Raw genomic sequence first — 18,254 nt, 5'->3', positions numbered from 1 at the left:
CCAACATCCTGTTGCCCCGACGCCCCCAGGAAAGCGCCCAGCCGGAACGGAATCAACCACACGTTATAGTGATGAGCCCGTTTTTTTCAACTTGACTTTATTCAGGAGTACCATTTATTCAATGAGTACTTATTGAATAAAGTTAAAAATACATCACTATTTCCTAGGTTGCATTTATACTGAAACTCGAACTCGATATGATAATATATCTATATAACATTTTACTTGGAAGTAGTTTCGAGAAATATAGAGTGGAGAGTGAAAGCTCGACACGTGTTCACCTGTTATATAGTATAGGTATTTGAAAACTTTCATATAGAGTTAAAAGAATGTTAAATTAGGGGGACAAATGATGAAAATTTTTACTGATAGTGGATGTGATTTACCAAAGTCTTACTACGAAGAAAACAATATTGAACTTCTTCCACTACGAGTGCAAGTGAACAATAATGAATATGATGATGTCATTTCGATTGATTCCAAAGAAATTTACGATGCTATTCGTCAAGGTGCTCGCCCAAAAACATCCCAAGTATCACCAGAGCTATTTCTTAAGCATTTCGAAAATCTAGCGCAAAATGAAGAAGAAGGAATCTATATTGCCTTTTCATCGGAGTTATCAGGCACCTATAATACTGCGGTCATGATTCGCAATCAAGTACAGGAGCAATATCCATCCCTTAAATTAGCTATTATCGATTCTAAATGTGCTTCACTAGGTTTCGGCCTAGTAGTTGAAGAAGCCGTTCGCCTTCGAAACACAGGTGCTTCACTGGAAGAAATCGAAGCAAAAATTACAGCCCTTACCCCACAAATGGAGCACTTATTTACGGTAGAGGATTTAGATTACCTCGCTAAAGGTGGTCGTGTATCTAAAGCAAGCGCATTTCTTGGGGGGCTCCTAAGCATTAAACCCATTTTAAATGTAGAGGATGGTAAACTTGTGCCGATTGAAAAATCTCGCGGACGCAAAAAAGCCATCGCTCGCATGTTAGATTTAATGCAGGCGCGCGGTGATAATTTTTCTGAGAAAGTTGTTGGTATTAGCCATAGCGATGATGTGGAATTTGCCAACGAAGTAAAGGCTTCTATCCAAGAAAGATTTTCACCAAAAGCCATTCAAGTAACAATGATCGGTTCAGCTATCGGCTCACACGTAGGACCCGGTACAATCGCCATCTTCTTTACGAATAAAAGCTATCAAGCTTAACAAAAATCCCCTCCGCACTAAAAAAGTGTTGAGGGGATTTATCATTTCATCCTGCATAAACTGCCTTGATTAAAGTTTTATTTTAGAGTATTTTGCTCTTTACGTCGTACTTTACCTCGTCTAATAATAACAACTACAAATCCTATGAATATAAGCCATACTAATCCTAGTGCTACCATATAAGGTACATTAAAACCTTCATCATTTCTAACTTGATAAATCTCTACCATTTCACGATCTAAAATAATCGGATAAACGTCTTTTTCATTAATACGGACTTTTTCTTCATGTATAATACCATTTAGCATTTTACCTTCACCAAGCTGAGCAGGTGTTAAGTCAATGCGTTGTGTTTTACTAGTATTATTAACCATGATGACCCATTTCTCTTTATCGGACGTACGTGTAAATACAAGTAGGCCATTTTCATTTGTGAGAACTTCAAAATCACCATTTCGTAATGTCTCAGATTTATTACGTAAAGATTGGACATTTTTAATATAGTCGATTAATTCTGTATCTGTTTTAAAGTTATATGTTTGGTGCGTGTCTGGCTTTGTTTCCCCGTTCATCGCAATTTCTGTACCATATTGTACGACTGGAATTCCTGGCATCATAAATAAAGCACCCATCGCCATTTTCAAACGCGTTGGCGGAAACATATTTTCTGCTGCAGAATCAAATGTAAAACGTCGCGTTTCTAGCGTATCAATCATAATCTGAGTTGGTTTCTTACCTGTTAAAGGTTCCATCAACTTAGTAGAATCCATATCAACATTTTTAAAGATATTACGGTAAATATCAGCTGAAGCTTTAGAAAAGCTTGCATCAAAGTTTGCATCACTTTCTTCATTTGAAATCACATAGAGTGATTTTTTCGTATCCTTTAATGCTTTAATCACTGCATTGATAAATTCTGTATCAGCACCAGCGATATTTGTTAAACGCACCCCACCAACATCATATGTAGAGACAAAGTCTGTTGCTGATTTAATAAGTGCTTCTTGTACATCTTTGTTTGTTAAGTCCCACTGTACTTGTCCATTATTTGTTGAGGCAATCCAATCCTTTTTCGCTGGATCTTTTGCCCACTCATGGTTCGGACTTACATTGTTTAATGGAAAATCAACCATGACCGCTACGTTTTTAGCTTTATAGGCTTCAATGACACTTTGAAACTCCTCAGATGTCCCAAAATGACGCTCAATTGTAGAATAGCTCGTCGGCATCGATCCATCATATTTCTCAGTAGCAAAAATCGGGCCAATAGAAGTGATTGTAAAGCCCATCTCTCCGATAAATTTTAGTTTATCCTGTAAACCTGCAAAATCGCCTCCTGCAAATTTAGTAGCGTCTTGCGTATTTGTATCAAAATCGTTAGTGCCCGAACCATTAAAGAAACGGTCAACGAGTAAATCATAGATGCTTTCTTCTGCAATCGTTCTTGTCGACGCTTCATCAGCATGTGCAACTGGTGTAGCGCTTACTAATGAAGTTGCTAGTAAAAGCGATGCAGCTGTCGCACTTATCCACTTTTTGAATTTCACTATTATTCCCTCTCTTTCAAACCAATCCTTCGTCATTTTACCAAATAAAATAGTCCCCTCGCTATCATTTCAAAATATTTTCCGAAAATGACAAAATGAATTACGACAAAAAGGTGTCAACTTCGCCATTTAATACAATTTATCGACTTGGTTGCGGGACCCGAGCAGCTTTCTGATCCACCCGAGTGCTTCTTCAGCATACCCGATCAGTTCTCTGAGCGACCTAAGCAATTTCATCTTCCTCAAAAAATAAAAAGCCGTGAAGCGAAAACTTCACGACTTTTACAAAATTATGCTAAGAAATCTTGACCCATTGGTAATTTGAAGCCAAGGAACAATGTAATCAATAAGAATAGTGCAAATAAAATCCAAAACATACCTGTTGGTTTATTTTTCTTTTGACGAACTAATACCATTTCCATCATACCAATGACTAAAATACCACCTATGAATTTAAAGCCATAGAGCATACCCATGCCAAAATCCATGCCTTTAATGAATAGTGCCCCACCAGTGATGATAATTAAAATGTAGAATAAACGTAATGTCATATGTAAGCCTTTTGACTGCTTGCCCATTAATGCTGCAATTAAAAAGATTACGATTGCAACTACCCAAGTAGTAATATGCAAATGCGTTTGGCTAGTTAAGAAACTCATTATTGTCCCACCTCATATTCTTTTTTCTATCAAACTCTATCCTACCATGTGATGGAAAGGGTTTCAAACATTACAATAGTGTTCATAGAATATACATCAAATTTGCCTCGGTATAATTGCGTCCGGAGGCATTAGGCCGAAGTGGCAGCGGCAGATGTTTCTTGCGCGAAAGCAAAGCGACAGCGGCACAGATGTTGGTCACTCAGTCGTTACCACAGGACGTGGCATTCTTAGACTGAGTTCCTCTATTTCAGCGGATGTTTGGACACCCAAATTAAAAATCCGCGGAGGTAAACTCACGCGGATTTGGACAAATTATTCAAAATGATTCACTAAAGTACCGATGCCTTGGATAGATACTTTTACAGTATCACCAGCTTTTAAGAATTGTGGCGGATTCATGCCTTTGCCAACACCTGCTGGAGTACCTGTTAAAATAACGTCACCTGGCTCTAATGTAACATGCTGAGATAAAATCGATACTAATGATTCTACAGTGAACATCATATCTTTTGTTGAGCCGTTTTGACGTACTTCGTCGTTCACTTTTGTAACGACTGTTAAATCTTGTGGATTCGGAATTTCATCTTTTGTTACAAGGTAAGGTCCAAGTGGACAAGTTCCATCCAAGCTTTTTCCTAAGAAGAATTGCTTATGTTTTTCTTGTAAATCACGAGCTGTTAGATCATTGGCAATCGTGTAGCCAAATACATAATCGTATGCTAAGTTTTTCGGAATATTTTTACCACGTTTACCAATAACAATCGCTAATTCGCCTTCATAATCCATTTTAGATGAAAGATCGGCATGAACAGAAATTGTTTGGCCATCAGCAGCAATAGCAGTCGGAGATTTTGTAAATACCATTAAGTCTGTTGGAGCTGCCTCTGCACCCATTTCTTTAGCATGTTCATCATAGTTTTTCCCAATACACATAATGTTTTTTGGTGTACGTGGAATCGGTGATAACCACTCGATCACTGTAAATTCACGTTTGAAGCTTTCAGCACGGTCTGATTTTTCAGCGGCTTCTACTAATTTACGAATCTGTTCAACAAAATCAAAGCCTAGAGCAATGCCATCTACAATTGAACTTGAAAAAGAAGGGAGAACTTGAAGTTCATTTTGAATAGCGAGTACATCCCATACCGCTTCTTCTTTTTTTACTTTTGGTCCAAAGCTTACATGTCCACCTAATTTAAATGATAAAATTTTCATGATTTTCAGAGCTCCTTCTTTTTTTTACATAATACAACAAAATTATAGAAATTGCCTTACTTTTGCGAAAACTATTTTTATTCTTATTAAGTCGTGGGCTCATCACCATAACGTGGGTTGATTTCCGTTCCGACTAGGCGCTTTGTAGCTGCCGCTTTGCTTACGCTACAGAAAACATTTGTTGTTGCTGTCGCTACGCTTTCGCACAGATAAAACAATTGCTGACGCTTCGCTTTCGCACAGAGCAAAGCTTCCTGGGGGCGTCGGGGCAACAAATGTTTTCTGTGCGAAAGCGTAGTGCAACGCAGCGGCAGCAACAGGATGTTGGTCACGAAGGCGTTATCACAGGACGTGATGCTTTTAGCCTTCGTTCCTCTATTGCTAATCCCCGAGGAGTCGCCCAGTCTCCACTACAATCAACTTATATCAATTTCGCCTTGGCGTAATTGCGTCTGGATTTTGAATTGTGCCCAGGCCTGCACGAGGGCCGACACGATGTCGGTCATTTCTGTAATGCCACAGGACGTGGCGTTTTTACCGACGCAGGTCAGTTAGCCGTTTTCGCAGGATGCGAAGGTTTTAGGCTAACATCCTTTATTCATTCCTTTAAAAATCCATGACATCCGCCGGAGGCTTTGGGCCAACAAGATATTGGTCACTCAGTCGTTGCCAAAGGACGTGGCGTTCTAAGACTGAGTTCCTCTAGTTCAGTAGATGTTTAGCACCTACTGAAAGAGAACCACATCCGCATTCATTTCACCACCTTCAGAGGCAGGATTCTTCTACTGAATGAAGATAAATAACATACGTTTTAACAAAAGCTATCCCAAACTTTTTATAATGAGCCAAATCGCCATTCTTATTATACAAGACGTATTCATTAACTTTATGTTGCCCTCACATTGAAGATGAATGCTAATTTCCACCGCAGATTGCTCGCTTTTTGCACGAGAGTCAAGCACCTCAACAATTATCCTGCTTTCATTTTCGCCTTATACGTTAATTTGCGCCATAAAGCCTCTAACGGACCTTGTTGCCATTTCGCTAGCCAAATTTCCGCCACAACCATTTGTACAATAATAATGCTGACGGCAATTAGCACGCCTGTTGCGACGCTTACTTTTCCATACCAGCCAAATCCAAATTGATAAAATAGACATGTTCCAATGACCGATTGAAGTATGTACATCGTTAACGACATGCGCCCTATTTTCGCAAAAGGACTAAGTAATTTTGGTACAACTGGAAGTAAACAAAGTAAAACAATGAGCCCAATATAGCCTACTGCTAAAATTGGACCACCTATGTATACTTTCAAGTAGTCTAATAAATACGTACGCGTAAACATGATTGGTGAGCTCTTAATAAAAACACCAATTGCTAACCCAGCTATTGCTAATGCCAGCCATAGCCATTTAAGTTCCTTCGCTCGTTCTACTAAACGCCATTTAGAGGCTGCGGCACCAATTAACATAAATGGTAGAATTGTAAATAATGCCACAAACCACATGCCGATCCCTGCCTGAACAGATAAATCGGTTAAACGTTGCATAAATGCATCAACCCAACTCCCTGTTCCATAAGAAGTTATCGCCTGCTCTACCGAAGTAATATCTAAATACTCATCAATCGTTGTATTAAAATTAATATATCCTACTATAAGTAACATAAAAGCTTGCATGACACCGCTAATCATTATGCCGATTGACAATAACCAAATTGGATGTAGACGTAGTAATAGCACTAAAAAAACGCCGCAAAATGCATACATCATCAAAATGTCGCCCCACCAAATGAGCACAGCATGTAGCAAACCAAATACAAATAATACAGAAAGTCTTCGAATTCCTATCGCATAAAAATTTTGTTCACGACTTTGTGCTTTCTGCCATTGCATAGCAAGTCCGTAGCCAAATAACATAGCAAACAATGGATAAAAGCTACTTTGTACATAAATATCTAAATTTTGCTGCCACACTATATCTGACGGTGTTGTAAACCATGATGCCAAATCAATATAGGGCATTGGCAAATAAAAGGCAAACATATTAACGAGTAAAATGCCTAGTAAGCTAACACCACGTAAAATATCTAATGTTACAATACGTTCCTGCAACATTGTCGGTCTTAACTCCACAAAATAGCCTCCTTTATATGACGCTTTTAAACAGGGCATCAAGAGATAGCCCTGTTTTCAACGTTTCACTTATGCATGTAAAACCCGTTCAATATCAAATAAATATAGAACCTTATCACTCACTTTAATTTGAAGGATCGATTCAATCGCTTCACTATACACTCTAAGCTGAACTCCATATCGTTCTAAAAGTTCCTTCGTTAGCGCTGGTTCCTCAGCAAAATGTGAGAGGATACGATCTGTCTTATAATCAAGCAAGATCCATTCACCGTTTTCATCCTCAAATAAGCAATCAATAATACCTTGTACAATTTGAGCGTCACCGTCTTCATCTACTCTACTAATCGTAAATGGCAATTCTCTTCGAATTGTTTTTGCTTTTTTAAAGCGTTGTCCAATGTCTGTTGTAAAGAAATTATATATTTTTTTCCACGGAACAACTTTCCCCTCAGCCTCGGTTAGAAGCTGTCTTGCTACTAAATTAGCGACAAACTCCTGAACCTCCTGTACATCCATAAAGCCGTTTTGAGGGACATGTTGCATGACTGTATGAACCGCTGTCCCTATTTCTGCACCTGTCAGCTGTTTGTCCTGTAAAAAGGTTGGACGGGGTGCAACGGTAGTCGTTTTTTGCTTGGAAGGTGCTGAAAAGTAATATTCAGGCTCTTCCTGTCGCTGTAGATTTTCTAAACGCTTAATTTCACTTACAGATGTTTTTGAGCGTTTTTGTGTTGATTTCTGAAACGCATACTGTGCTTGAAAGCGCATCGTAATTTCCGACTGCAAAGCTTCGTCCTCTGGCGTTTCTAGCAATTGTTGTACCTCATCCTCTAACGCCTGTATATCATACGCATAATGGCTTGTTTCAATAGCTCGTACCCACCAATGCGATACATCCTCTGCTGCCTTATAGGAGGAAGTAGCAATGGCTGAAAAATCTGCATGTCTTGCAACTGCGGGCCCAAGCCAATCAAAGTAACTATTAGCTCTGGCGCGTAAATATTCCTGTAGTGGGGCATCTACCGGCAAACTTTGTGCATCCAGCCAATTGTCGCGGGTTTTATCCCAATTTTTTACCGATCCTACTAAAATAAGTCGCTCCTTTGCACGTGTCATCGCAACGTATAATACACGCATTTCCTCAGCACGCATTTCAAGCTCCTTTTTCTCCTTCAAAGCTAAAAATGGTAAAGAAGTATACGTAATACGATTTTCTGGATCAATTGCCTTCACTGCAAGGCCAAAATCTTGATCGAATAAATACGGGTTGTGGAAATCCATTTTATTAAACGGTCTCCCCATCCCTGCAACAAAGACAACGGGGTACTCTAACCCTTTGGAAGAGTGAATGGTCACAAGACGGACGACGTCATCCTTTTCTCCAATCGATTTCGCCGTTCCTAAATCATCACCGCGTGTACGCATACGATCAATAAAACGTAAGAAGCGAAATAGTCCTCGAAAGGCTGTTTTCTCATACATTAAAGCACGGTCATGTAAAATGCGTAAGTTAGCCTGACGCTGCTTCCCATTCGGCATCGCTCCAACCATTTCATAATAATGCGTGTCTAAATAAATTTTCCAAATTAAATCTGACAGTGAACCACGTCGTGCTAAATCTCGCCAGTTTTCAAACGCTAGCATAAATCGTTGAAGCTTCACAAAAGTGTCAGACTGCACACCATGCCCTTCACTTCGAATAAATTGCCTTAATGCATCATAAAATGGCGCTTTCGTATCTGCTAGCCGTATTTTTGCTAGCTCATTTTCTGTTAAGCCAACAAATGGAGCGCGTAGCACTGAAGCTAAAGGAATATCCTGATATGGATTATCGACAACCTTTAGTACATTCAGCATAATCATCACTTCAAGCGCATCAAAATATCCTTTCGAGGACTCTGCATAGAGCGGGATTCCCGCAAGCTTAAATTCCTCTACTAAATCTGTTGACCATGTCATTGAACGCATTAAAATGACAATATCACTATATTTTAACGGACGTTCTGTCTTCGTTTTTGTATCGAATACGGTTGTCCCGTCCTCCATCATCTGCCGAATACGCTCAATAATAAAACGTGCCTCATACTGCGATTTTTTTAATTCCTCTAATTCAGAGGCGTCGCTTACAGTATCTTCTGCCTCTTCGTCCAGCTCCTCTTCCCCGGGAGGATGCATGATGACTAGCTCTACCGGAACTTCTTTGTCATCATAGGGTGCTGCTGGTTTTAGTGAAGCATTTTCATCATAAAGAATTTCTCCAACTCGCTCACCCATAATTTGCGCAAATACATAGTTTGTAGCGTTCAACACTTCTTGTCGACTACGGAAGTTAGCGTTTAAATCTATACGCATTCCCGTCAAATCTGGGGTCTCTAGAAACTCGCTATACTTTCGCATAAAAAGCTTCGGTTCTGCTAAACGGAAACGGTAAATGCTTTGTTTGACGTCCCCAACCATAAATAGATTTCCATCTTGCTCACTACCTGTTTTCACAAGCTGTAATATGGTTTCTTGTAACATATTTGTATCTTGATATTCGTCCACAAGCACTTCTTTAAAACGTTGCTTTAAATCTAGAGCAACAGGTGAAGACTGTAATTCACCTTCGACTTCTACTGTTAAAATTTGCAAAGCGAAATGTTCTAAATCTGAGAAATCAATAATTCCTCGTTCTAATTTCGCCATGCGGAACTGTTCACTAAAAACTTTTGTCAATTCGACTAATGTTCCGATCGTCGGACCCATTAATCGAATCTCTTCCAGCAAGCGTGCAGGAGTCCGAACGAAAAAAGTCTCCTTAAGCTTGTTCACAATTTTTTTAGCTGCCTCACGTTTTTTCTTAGCAAGCTCCTGTAGCTCCACATCCACTAAAGCATCCTTTGATACACGCTTTAAAGTTGACCATTTTACCGTACTAAAATAATCAAAGAGTTCTTGCCACGTTCCTTCACGACTAATACGAATGCCTTCCTGAATCATAGCAAAATCCATTTCTGCAGTTTCAGCATATGGTCCAGGTCCCGCGGGCTGTAGCGTAATGGCACGCATTTCAGAAATTAACACAAACGCCTCTTCAAGACTATGCTTGACTGTTAATTTCACATATTTCGATAGCTCCAAATCATCAATCGTCACGTCCGCTGCTAAGTCGTATGTCTCTGGTAGACTACGAAGCCATTTTTGAGGCTCTGCATGAACACGGGACGTATCATAAAGCTTGCTTATTAATGTTTCGATTGCCTGATCATCACGATCCGATGTAAAGCTATCAACCAGGCGATAGATTGCTTGAACCTGTGCCTCATCCTCAGAATCGTAAGCATCTTCTAATACCTCTGCTAATATATCGTCCCTTAACAAAGCGACCTCTGCCTCATTTGCTATACGAAATCCTGGATCAATATCTAGCATATAAGCGTACTGCTTCACAATAGCTAAGCAGAAAGAATGCAGCGTTGAAATTTGTGCTTTATTGACAAGGCTTAGCTGGCGTCGCAAATGGTTGGAAGTTGGATTTTCTGCAATAGCCTTTTCTAGTGCCTCCGCCATACGGTGACGCATCTCAGCAGCGGATGCGTTTGTAAATGTTACGACAAGTAACTCGTCGACATTGATAGGATTCTCTGTCGCTACTACCTTTTCAATCATGCGATTAATGAGAACTGCCGTTTTACCAGAGCCTGCCGCAGCCGATACAAGTGTATCCTGGCCGCTTGCATAGATGGCCTTCCACTGGTCATCAGTCCATGTCACTTCCGCTGGCTTTTCAGGTATTTTTTGTACCAACTTACTTCATCTCCTTCCGAATTATCTCAACGATATCATTCGGTTTTGCTTGCTGTAACTGACGGTAGCTTTGCTTGCCATCAGATGGGTCAAATTGACAAACAGCTGTAAATTGACAGTAGTCACAGGCTGTTTTTGATTTCAGTTTATACGGACTAATAGAGGTATCCCCTGCTAAAATCCCATTACCAGCCTCTTGATGCTTGCGCCGTACAAAATGCTGTAGATTTTTCATATCATTAACAGGTACAATCCGTGACTGAGATTCTGATGGTGTCCCATCTTTCTTCATATAGACAGGAATAATTTTCGAATGCCCACTCGATTCCTCTAATTGCTCGTCCATCGATAAAATGGCCTCCGCATTTTCTGACAAAAGACCTTTCATTTTGTATTGTTTTAATCGGTCTTCCTCAATTTCACTGTCACTTAAATCCTTATCAAGCTTTAGCATTGGATTGTGGACATGTACATAAAGAACCCCGGCCGGCTCCGCTTCACCTGGTAGCCAGTAAGAGGAATTTTCCATCGCTACATCTAAATACGTTAGTACCTGAAGAGATAAACCGTAGTAAACCTCATTCAAATCTAAATCACGAGCTGATGATTTATAATCGACAATCCGTAAATAAGAGCGGTCATCAATAGACGCACTATCCACCCTATCAATACGACCTCGCATTAACATTTTCTTACCACCTGTTAAATCAATTTCAAGCGGTGGAAGCTGTTCATTTTGTCCCGGTCCGAATGATGCCTCAATGGCGATGGGCTTAAAGTGAGATACATTTGCATGCTGTGTAAGTGCCGTCATTGTTCGCTCGACAATCCGAATAAGCTTGCGTTGAATGTAGCGATAACGTGCGCTTGACAGTAAGATTTGATGTGAAAACACCGGTACAATCTGCTCAACGGCTTGTCGTGCTAATTGTTTAATTTGCTGCTTTGTTAAACGTATCCATGATAGCTGCAAACGGTGTGTCTCCTCAGTAATCCATTTCAATGCCTCATGGAATAAATCGCCCATTGCAAATGTTTCTAACCTATACTCTGCCCGCTCTTCTAGACGAAGTCCGTACGTTGTAAAATGCGAAAATGGACAACGGAAGAACTTCTCAACACGAGACACACTAGATGTTAGCTTTTGACCATATAATTCTTGCGTAATGTAGTTTTCTAAAGGCTCTGCCTCATTTTTATGAGTGATTGGATGTAAAACTCGATCATAAATAAGTGCCCAATAAGGATCCTGTTTATAAAACTTTTGCAAAGCTACCCACTCAGGAGCAAGCTCGCGGCTATGTTCAGCTTGGCGTTTTTGCACCATTAAATGCGCTAAAGCTGTACGCGGATGACGTATATACGGTAAAGCACTTTCATCAAGTAATTCAATTGGATCAATGACCACTCGTTCGACCTTGACACCACTCAAAAGGCCAGCCGTTCTATCATTGCCGATAATTTTCTTTATATAGAGTGAAGACAATAAGGCCTTACCCTCTTCATCTGCCGTTGAATAGGACATATATAATTTATCGGATGGCGTCGTTAAAGCACGATATAGCAAGAAATTTTCCTGCAGCAAACGATTTTTAGATGTTGGCGCAAGCTCGTAACCAATTTGACTAAACCACTCACGTTCAGTATCTGACAGCAATCCCTCATACTCCATACGGGTTGGATAAACCCCATCATTCATTCCTAAGACAAAAGCGACTTTTATATTCGATAAACGGGCTAATTCAACGGTCGCTACCATGACCTCATCTAATGTAGGCGGAATACGCGAAAATTCTAACGTATCAAAGCCCTCATCTAAAATTTTAGCCGCTTCTTCCACGGACATCTCCTGCTCACCAAACATATAAACAAACTGGTCGAGCACTGCAATCCATTCTTTCCAAGCTTGATCATGCTCACTTGCAGCTAACGCATCACCTCGATCAAGTTCACGGTCTTTCATTGCTTGAAGCTTTTCATAAACATGTAAACGCTCAATCAGCTCAAATAAAGCTGTCGCAACATCTCTGCCTGTTGTCGCTTCTTTCAACTTGTCCTGCATTAATTGGAGCGGCTGACGAACTTCATCGCGAATAGCCTCGATTTCTGCTTGCATAGCACGTTCTTCGTCCGTTTGTACGCGTGAATGGAATTCAAGTCCACGATACTTTTTAAAAAACCAGCGAGCTTCCTCAAACCAGCGCTCACCAAAGATACCCTGTGCTAAACAGTAGTTTTCTAAACGATCCCCACGCTCTCGCCAAACATTTAACTCGGAATGTAACGGGAAAAATAGATCTGTTTTCACACTACGAAAAACTGGCTCATATTTCCAATCAGAAGTAATAACCTCTAAAGCCGACCGACTAAGCTCAATTAAAGGATGATGTAACATCGTCTTTTTCGTATTCGTAAAAATAGGAATTTCATATTGCTGAAAAATAGTTGTAATAAGCGGATCATAGACTTCCGCTTGTCTATAAAGAAGTACTATATCTTGATAACGATACCCCGTCTCCCTTGTCAGCTTTGTTATTTCCCGGGCAATGGCATGTATCTCAGCACGTCGATTAGATGCTTCAAGTACGATTACATCACCTGAAGTTTCTTTCGTCTGAGGTACCAAATCAGCAAACTCAGCTTCCATATGCTGTAAATCCACAGATTGAAAACGATGAGTATGATAGAAGTGCAATGGTGCTTCAACTTCAACACCTTCTTCATAAGCAATGTCGTGTAAACGTTGGTTCGTAGAAGCGGCTTCATGGAATAAAGATTGCTCATCATACACTTCGTCAATATGGTCAAAGGGAAGAACTACCGTTACCTGTTTCGTCACCTTTAATAATTCTTTTACAAGCTCTAGTTCCCTTACAGTAAATGCTGTAAAACCATCTATATAAATAGACGCCTGCTTCATCGTCTCAGAGTATTTCAGATGCTCCGTTAAAATCGGATAATACCCCTCACTATCGACATACGTCGTGCCCAATCGTTCCTCCAAAGCTTGTAAAACGACTTGTAAATCATTCGCCTTTGCTTGCAATGTATTAGGCGCATCAATGGCCTTCAAAGATGTTGTTACTTCAGCTAACACTGAACTATTTACACTATAACGACTAAACTCTCGTAATAACGTTTCAATTTCTTCTGTAAAGCCTCGTTTCCCAGCTGCTTGTCGAAATAACGAAAACTCACTTTTTTGTTCCTCTAAAAGTTTACGGATCAGCATTCGATAGCCATAGCCATTTACTTCTTTTCGAGCAATACCACCCGTTTCCTGTAACACTAGCCATGCCAATCGTTTAAATGTCATAACCTGCGCACGAATTAAACCTTGCAAGCCATGCTTATTCGTTAGCTCATACTCCGTTGAGTACGACATTTGGTCGGGGACAATTACAAAAATTGGATGACCTAACGGATCCGATTTTAGTTGTTCGACAATCTCTTGATGAATAAACGTTGATTTACCTGTTCCTGAACGTCCTGATACAATACGCAATGTCATGTACTTTTCCCCTCCTGTTAATTATCTATTTATAAGAAGTGATAGTTGTAAACACCTGGGCTCTGCTATTCAACCTGAGCGGTTTTCGCATTGATCCAGTGCTTTGCTTCTAACTACGCGTTTAAATGTTTTATCTAAGCTCTACTTCATGTTACTCGAGCATTGTCTTACCTTTATTAAGGAAGATAATAAAAACCCCTTCTCTCATTTTACATGATAAAAGGGGTAAGTTGTGCATATTCAACTTTCAACGTTAATGATTTTTCGTCAATTTTCGCGCTTGTTTTAAATCTTTCTCTACACGCGCGTTTAATCGTTTCTCTATAAACTTGCCGATCCACCAAAGCAGAACAATCGCAACTGCCGCTACAATCAGTCTTACAGGGCTTGTTAGGAGCGCTTTTAAATCGTAACCGAGCACGCTCATTGCTAAAATCATAACGAACTTCCCAGCCATTGACACCACTAAATAAAACTTTTTATGAATATGAGATAAGCCCGCTACAATGTTTACAATGATTGAGGGTGTAAATGGAAAACAAAGTAAGACGAACAAGGGACTAATACCATTCATATCTACCCATTTTATTAGCTGCTGTACTTTTTTACTACCTGTAACAAAACGAAGCTTTGGATGCTTACCAAACTTTCGGACAAGCAAAAATACTGCATATGACCCCGCTACAGACCCTAACCAGGATAATAAAAAACCTAACCATAAACCGAATGCACTCGCATTAGCAATAACGAACACGACCAAAGGTAAAAACGGTAAAAACGCTTCTATAAAAGGTAATAATAATCCCATAATCGGGCCAAGCGTTCGATATTGTGCCGCAATATTCTCGATATTATCTACAGTAAACCATTCACTCAAATTCGACACCTCTATTTATATTGCAAAATTAAATGTAAAACCGTTAACTTTTCCGAAGTATTTTTATACTCATGGGGCTGATGTCCTGAGAATACTAGTGTATCCCCTTCTTCCAGTAATTCATGCATCTCTCCAGCAGAAATAATGGCTTGTCCTTGAATAACAGTTACAGTTTCTTCTACCCCTTCTGTGTGGGCCTCACTCCTGCTAAAGGCTCCGGGCTCCATTTCAATCTTATAAAGCTCCCAGCCACGTTCAGGATTATAAGGAATAATGGAATACACACGATATCGACCTTCATCTTCATCTACATGTGGCGCATCCTTACTACTATATTTCATGAAATGTGCTGTCGGTGCTTGTAGTAAAGAAGAAAATGAAATGCGCAATCCCGCAGCAATTTTCCAAATCGTTGATACTGTAGGATTTGCCTCTCCCTTTTCAATTTGTGCAAGTTGCGCTTTACTTACACCTGTAGCCTTGGCAACATCGTCTAAGCTTAAATGACGCTGTTGTCGAATCTTTTTTAATTGAAAGGCTAAATTCCGACTCATTTGTTCCATTTTAATTCACCAATTTCTATTGTTTATTTTATCAGACATATGTATACTTTAATAAACATTAAGAACTATCAAACTATTCCATCATTAGTATACATGGAAATTTTTAAGAAAGGACGATCTATTTATGACAAGTACAACTGATTTTCGGAATGAAACGGTAAACACGCCAGACGATAGCTTTTTACAAGGCGTGAAAGATTGTATTCCCACTTTACTCGGTTATATTAGCATAGGACTCGCTTTCGGTGTTGTAGGTTCCGCTTCTGGACTTTCTGTACTCGAAATTGCACTTTTAACTATACTTATTTATGCAGGCTCCGCACAGTTTATCTTTTGTGCACTTCTTTTAACAAATAGCCCTGCCTCTGCTATTATTGTAACCATTTTTGTTGTAAATCTACGCCATTTACTAATGAGTTTAACATTAGCTCCTCATTTTACACGTTATTCTTTGCTAAGAAATGTTGGTTTCGGCACATTATTAACGGACGAAACATTTGGTGTAGCTGTTACGAAGCAAATGCAAACCGGTAAGCTACATGGCAAATGGATGGATGGGCTAAATATAACTGCCTACTCATTTTGGATTCTTTCTTGTGTAACTGGCGCCTATTTGGGAAAGTGGGTAGCAAACCCTGAAAAATGGGGCTTAGATTTCGCATTGATTGCCATGTTTGTGGCACTCCTTGTTCTCCAGCTTAGTAGTGTAGGCAAAAGTAAAATAATGCATTATCTTATGTTAATCGGCTATATGGTTGTCATTATGTATGGTCTTTCTTATATTGTGCCTTCGCATGTGGCTGTTCTTCTTTCAACAATGATTGTAGCAACTATAGGGGTGGTGACAGATAAATGACGACAACTGCTACTATGGTATGGCTCATCATTGGCTGTGCACTTGTAACCTGGCTACCGCGTATTATTCCGTTTATATTCGTCCGAAGTGTGAAGCTACCAGACGTTGTATTAAAATGGTTAAGCTTTATCCCAGTTTGTATTTTGAGTGCCCTTGTCATTGAAAACTTATTGGATACCGAAAACGGAAAAATTGTTACACTTAATTGGCCTGTATTTATTACATTTGTGCCAACGCTTATGATTGCACTTGTTACCAAAAGCTTATCTATTACAGTTGTAGCAGGGGTTTTCATAATGGCAGCCGTAAGATTTTTCATGTAAAAAGGTCAGTCTTATAAGTGAGATAGCTATCACTTTAGACTGACCTTTTCTATTCACTTAAACTATACCTTTATTTTTTCATTTTACTTGCTAGCCAAAAGCCTACTGTTAACGAAAATGCATCGATAACGAATATAATAGGCGGCGAAGTATAACCTGCATAGACAGATGCCGCAATAAGCGCAATGGCCAATATTAACGCAACATACCGATTAAACGTAATTCGAGTAAACAATAATACGAGTAATGCTGGTAAAAATAACGCTAACATCATTTTCCCGAAAACATCCATTATATATCCCTCGGCTCAGCTAGTAATAATCCAATACGATAATGATCATTGCTATATATAACATGCTGTGTTAAGCGTACTTCATTGTTACGATCTACTACTTCTAGACGACAATGTGCAGCATTTAATTGCAAAGCCTCGTATAAATCATTTTCAGTAAAAATAGCATGACCGTTTACTTTACGAATACATTCCCCTGCCAGTAAGCCCATTTTTTCAGCTGGTGAATCAGGTAACACTGCCGCAATAATAGCGCCCTTTGAACTTGGGGCAACCGCATAAATGTCCGTTTTATCTTGCAGCGCGTAGAAGATTGAAATTATGATACGAATTACTACACCAATTGCTAGCGTTATAAAGCCGATGAATGGCTCCAAGGCAGCTGCGAGTCCACCTATTAAAATTACCTGTCCTAGCATTAGCACTGATCGGCCAATTTTAGGCAATTGCAAAGTCGGTAATTCTTTTCTAGTAAGCTTTGAAAAGCCAATAACAATTGGGAATAGTACAAGTGAAAAGGTACTCTCTCCTAATGTGAATTGTGGCCAATATGGAAAATCTACCGGAATAACATCACCAGGTATTACAAAGAAGATTGGTAGTACCCATACATTTCTTGAACGATAGACAATTGCCTGCATACCTCGCTTCGTCTTTTCAACTTGCGGCGTCGTGACCATAATTGCTGTTCGACGAATTAACATGCCCTCCGCAATCACACATAGACCTGCTAAAATCGTAATCGTTATAATGGAGCCATCTAATAAATTTACACCTTCTAAAGAGATGTTCCACCAAGAAAATGTCCAATCGAATTGATACATCCACCATATCGCTAACGTCGCAAACCCCATCGTATAGATAGGTGAAAGGGCATTAACGAAGTACAATAATAGTGCCAATGCAGAAATAGCGATTAAAATCATAATAAAAGCTTTTGGCAACGTTAAACCTAAACCAACACTTACTAGTGAAATAAGGAGGGCAGATAGCCAACCATATCTCCATTGACCCATTAGCTCTGTCCAACCCCAAATAATACGTCTATTAAAAAATTTACGCTCCTGCTTTACACGCCTATAACCTAATAAAATCGCAAATAATATTGCGATATACATTAATGGGTTGATTAAAAAGCGGCCAATCGCTGTTACAATTTCTATTAATATATCACTAACCATACGAACACCCGCCGTTTCTATCTAGAATACTATGAATTTATTGTATCAAACGACTACACTCTTGCGTAGTACAAACTAGAAGAAAGACTTCTAT

13 protein-coding genes are annotated in these 18,254 nt (G+C 39.6%); 3 read left to right on the top strand and 10 right to left on the bottom strand.

The genetic code is table 11. The features are described from left to right. The first annotated feature begins 352 nt into the window (after nucleotides 1-352). Nucleotides 353-1,210, top strand: coding sequence for a DegV family protein (locus ACQKN2_RS02625; protein ID WP_427413741.1), 858 nt, complete (start codon nucleotides 353-355; stop codon nucleotides 1,208-1,210). A 77-nt stretch (nucleotides 1,211-1,287) separates the two neighbouring features. On the opposite strand, the gene ACQKN2_RS02620 is transcribed toward ACQKN2_RS02625, so the two are convergent. The 8 genes from ACQKN2_RS02620 to ACQKN2_RS02585 all read right to left on the bottom strand — a co-directional run bounded on the left by ACQKN2_RS02620 (nucleotide 1,288) and on the right by ACQKN2_RS02585 (nucleotide 15,508). Then, on the bottom strand, nucleotides 1,288-2,757 hold the full coding sequence (locus ACQKN2_RS02620; protein WP_427413568.1) for an alpha-amylase family glycosyl hydrolase: 1,470 nt from the start codon (nucleotides 2,755-2,757) through the stop codon (nucleotides 1,288-1,290). A 290-nt stretch (nucleotides 2,758-3,047) separates the two neighbouring features. Continuing rightward, on the bottom strand, nucleotides 3,048-3,416 hold the full coding sequence (locus ACQKN2_RS02615; protein ID WP_427413567.1) for a YisL family protein: 369 nt from the start codon (nucleotides 3,414-3,416) through the stop codon (nucleotides 3,048-3,050). Nucleotides 3,417-3,731: 315 nt separating this feature from the next. Next, complete coding sequence (locus ACQKN2_RS02610; RefSeq protein ID WP_323645495.1) at nucleotides 3,732-4,634, bottom strand: fumarylacetoacetate hydrolase family protein; 903 nt, start codon at nucleotides 4,632-4,634, stop codon at nucleotides 3,732-3,734. A 970-nt stretch (nucleotides 4,635-5,604) separates the two neighbouring features. Then, nucleotides 5,605-6,771, bottom strand: a complete 1,167-nt coding sequence (locus ACQKN2_RS02605; RefSeq protein WP_427413566.1) for a DUF418 domain-containing protein — start codon at nucleotides 6,769-6,771, stop codon at nucleotides 5,605-5,607. A 69-nt stretch (nucleotides 6,772-6,840) separates the two neighbouring features. Then, a complete protein-coding gene (gene addA / locus ACQKN2_RS02600; protein WP_427413565.1) occupies nucleotides 6,841-10,557 on the bottom strand; it encodes a helicase-exonuclease AddAB subunit AddA in 3,717 nt (1,238 codons plus the stop codon). 1 nt (nucleotide 10,558) lies between these two features. After that, complete coding sequence (gene addB, locus ACQKN2_RS02595; protein WP_427413564.1) at nucleotides 10,559-14,068, bottom strand: helicase-exonuclease AddAB subunit AddB; 3,510 nt, start codon at nucleotides 14,066-14,068, stop codon at nucleotides 10,559-10,561. Nucleotides 14,069-14,321: 253 nt separating this feature from the next. Then, nucleotides 14,322-14,945 carry a TVP38/TMEM64 family protein gene (locus ACQKN2_RS02590; protein ID WP_427413563.1) on the bottom strand — a complete coding sequence of 208 codons (624 nt, stop codon included), beginning with the start codon at nucleotides 14,943-14,945 and terminating at the stop codon, nucleotides 14,322-14,324. An 11-nt stretch (nucleotides 14,946-14,956) separates the two neighbouring features. Further along, complete coding sequence (locus ACQKN2_RS02585; protein ID WP_427413562.1) at nucleotides 14,957-15,508, bottom strand: helix-turn-helix domain-containing protein; 552 nt, start codon at nucleotides 15,506-15,508, stop codon at nucleotides 14,957-14,959. A 124-nt stretch (nucleotides 15,509-15,632) separates the two neighbouring features. Between ACQKN2_RS02585 and ACQKN2_RS02580 the strand changes: the two genes are divergently transcribed. Next, nucleotides 15,633-16,364 carry an AzlC family ABC transporter permease gene (locus ACQKN2_RS02580; protein ID WP_427413561.1) on the top strand — a complete coding sequence of 244 codons (732 nt, stop codon included), beginning with the start codon at nucleotides 15,633-15,635 and terminating at the stop codon, nucleotides 16,362-16,364. Further along, nucleotides 16,361-16,687, top strand: a complete 327-nt coding sequence (locus ACQKN2_RS02575; RefSeq protein WP_427413560.1) for an AzlD domain-containing protein — start codon at nucleotides 16,361-16,363, stop codon at nucleotides 16,685-16,687. The genes ACQKN2_RS02580 and ACQKN2_RS02575 overlap by 4 nt, the downstream gene beginning before the upstream one ends. 70 nt (nucleotides 16,688-16,757) lie before the next feature. On the opposite strand, the gene ACQKN2_RS02570 is transcribed toward ACQKN2_RS02575, so the two are convergent. Continuing rightward, a complete protein-coding gene (locus ACQKN2_RS02570; RefSeq protein ID WP_323645505.1) occupies nucleotides 16,758-16,979 on the bottom strand; it encodes a DUF2198 family protein in 222 nt (73 codons plus the stop codon). After that, nucleotides 16,979-18,160, bottom strand: coding sequence for a PDZ domain-containing protein (locus ACQKN2_RS02565; RefSeq protein WP_427413559.1), 1,182 nt, complete (start codon nucleotides 18,158-18,160; stop codon nucleotides 16,979-16,981). Before ACQKN2_RS02565 ends, ACQKN2_RS02570 begins: the two co-directional genes overlap by 1 nt. Nucleotides 18,161-18,254: the final 94 nt, after the last annotated feature.

This window comes from Lysinibacillus sp. NPDC093688 (assembly GCF_050280145.1).
GTDB classification, from domain to species: domain Bacteria; phylum Bacillota; class Bacilli; order Bacillales_A; family Planococcaceae; genus Lysinibacillus; species Lysinibacillus xylanilyticus_B.
This window is presented reverse-complemented; position numbering and strand designations above follow the sequence as displayed.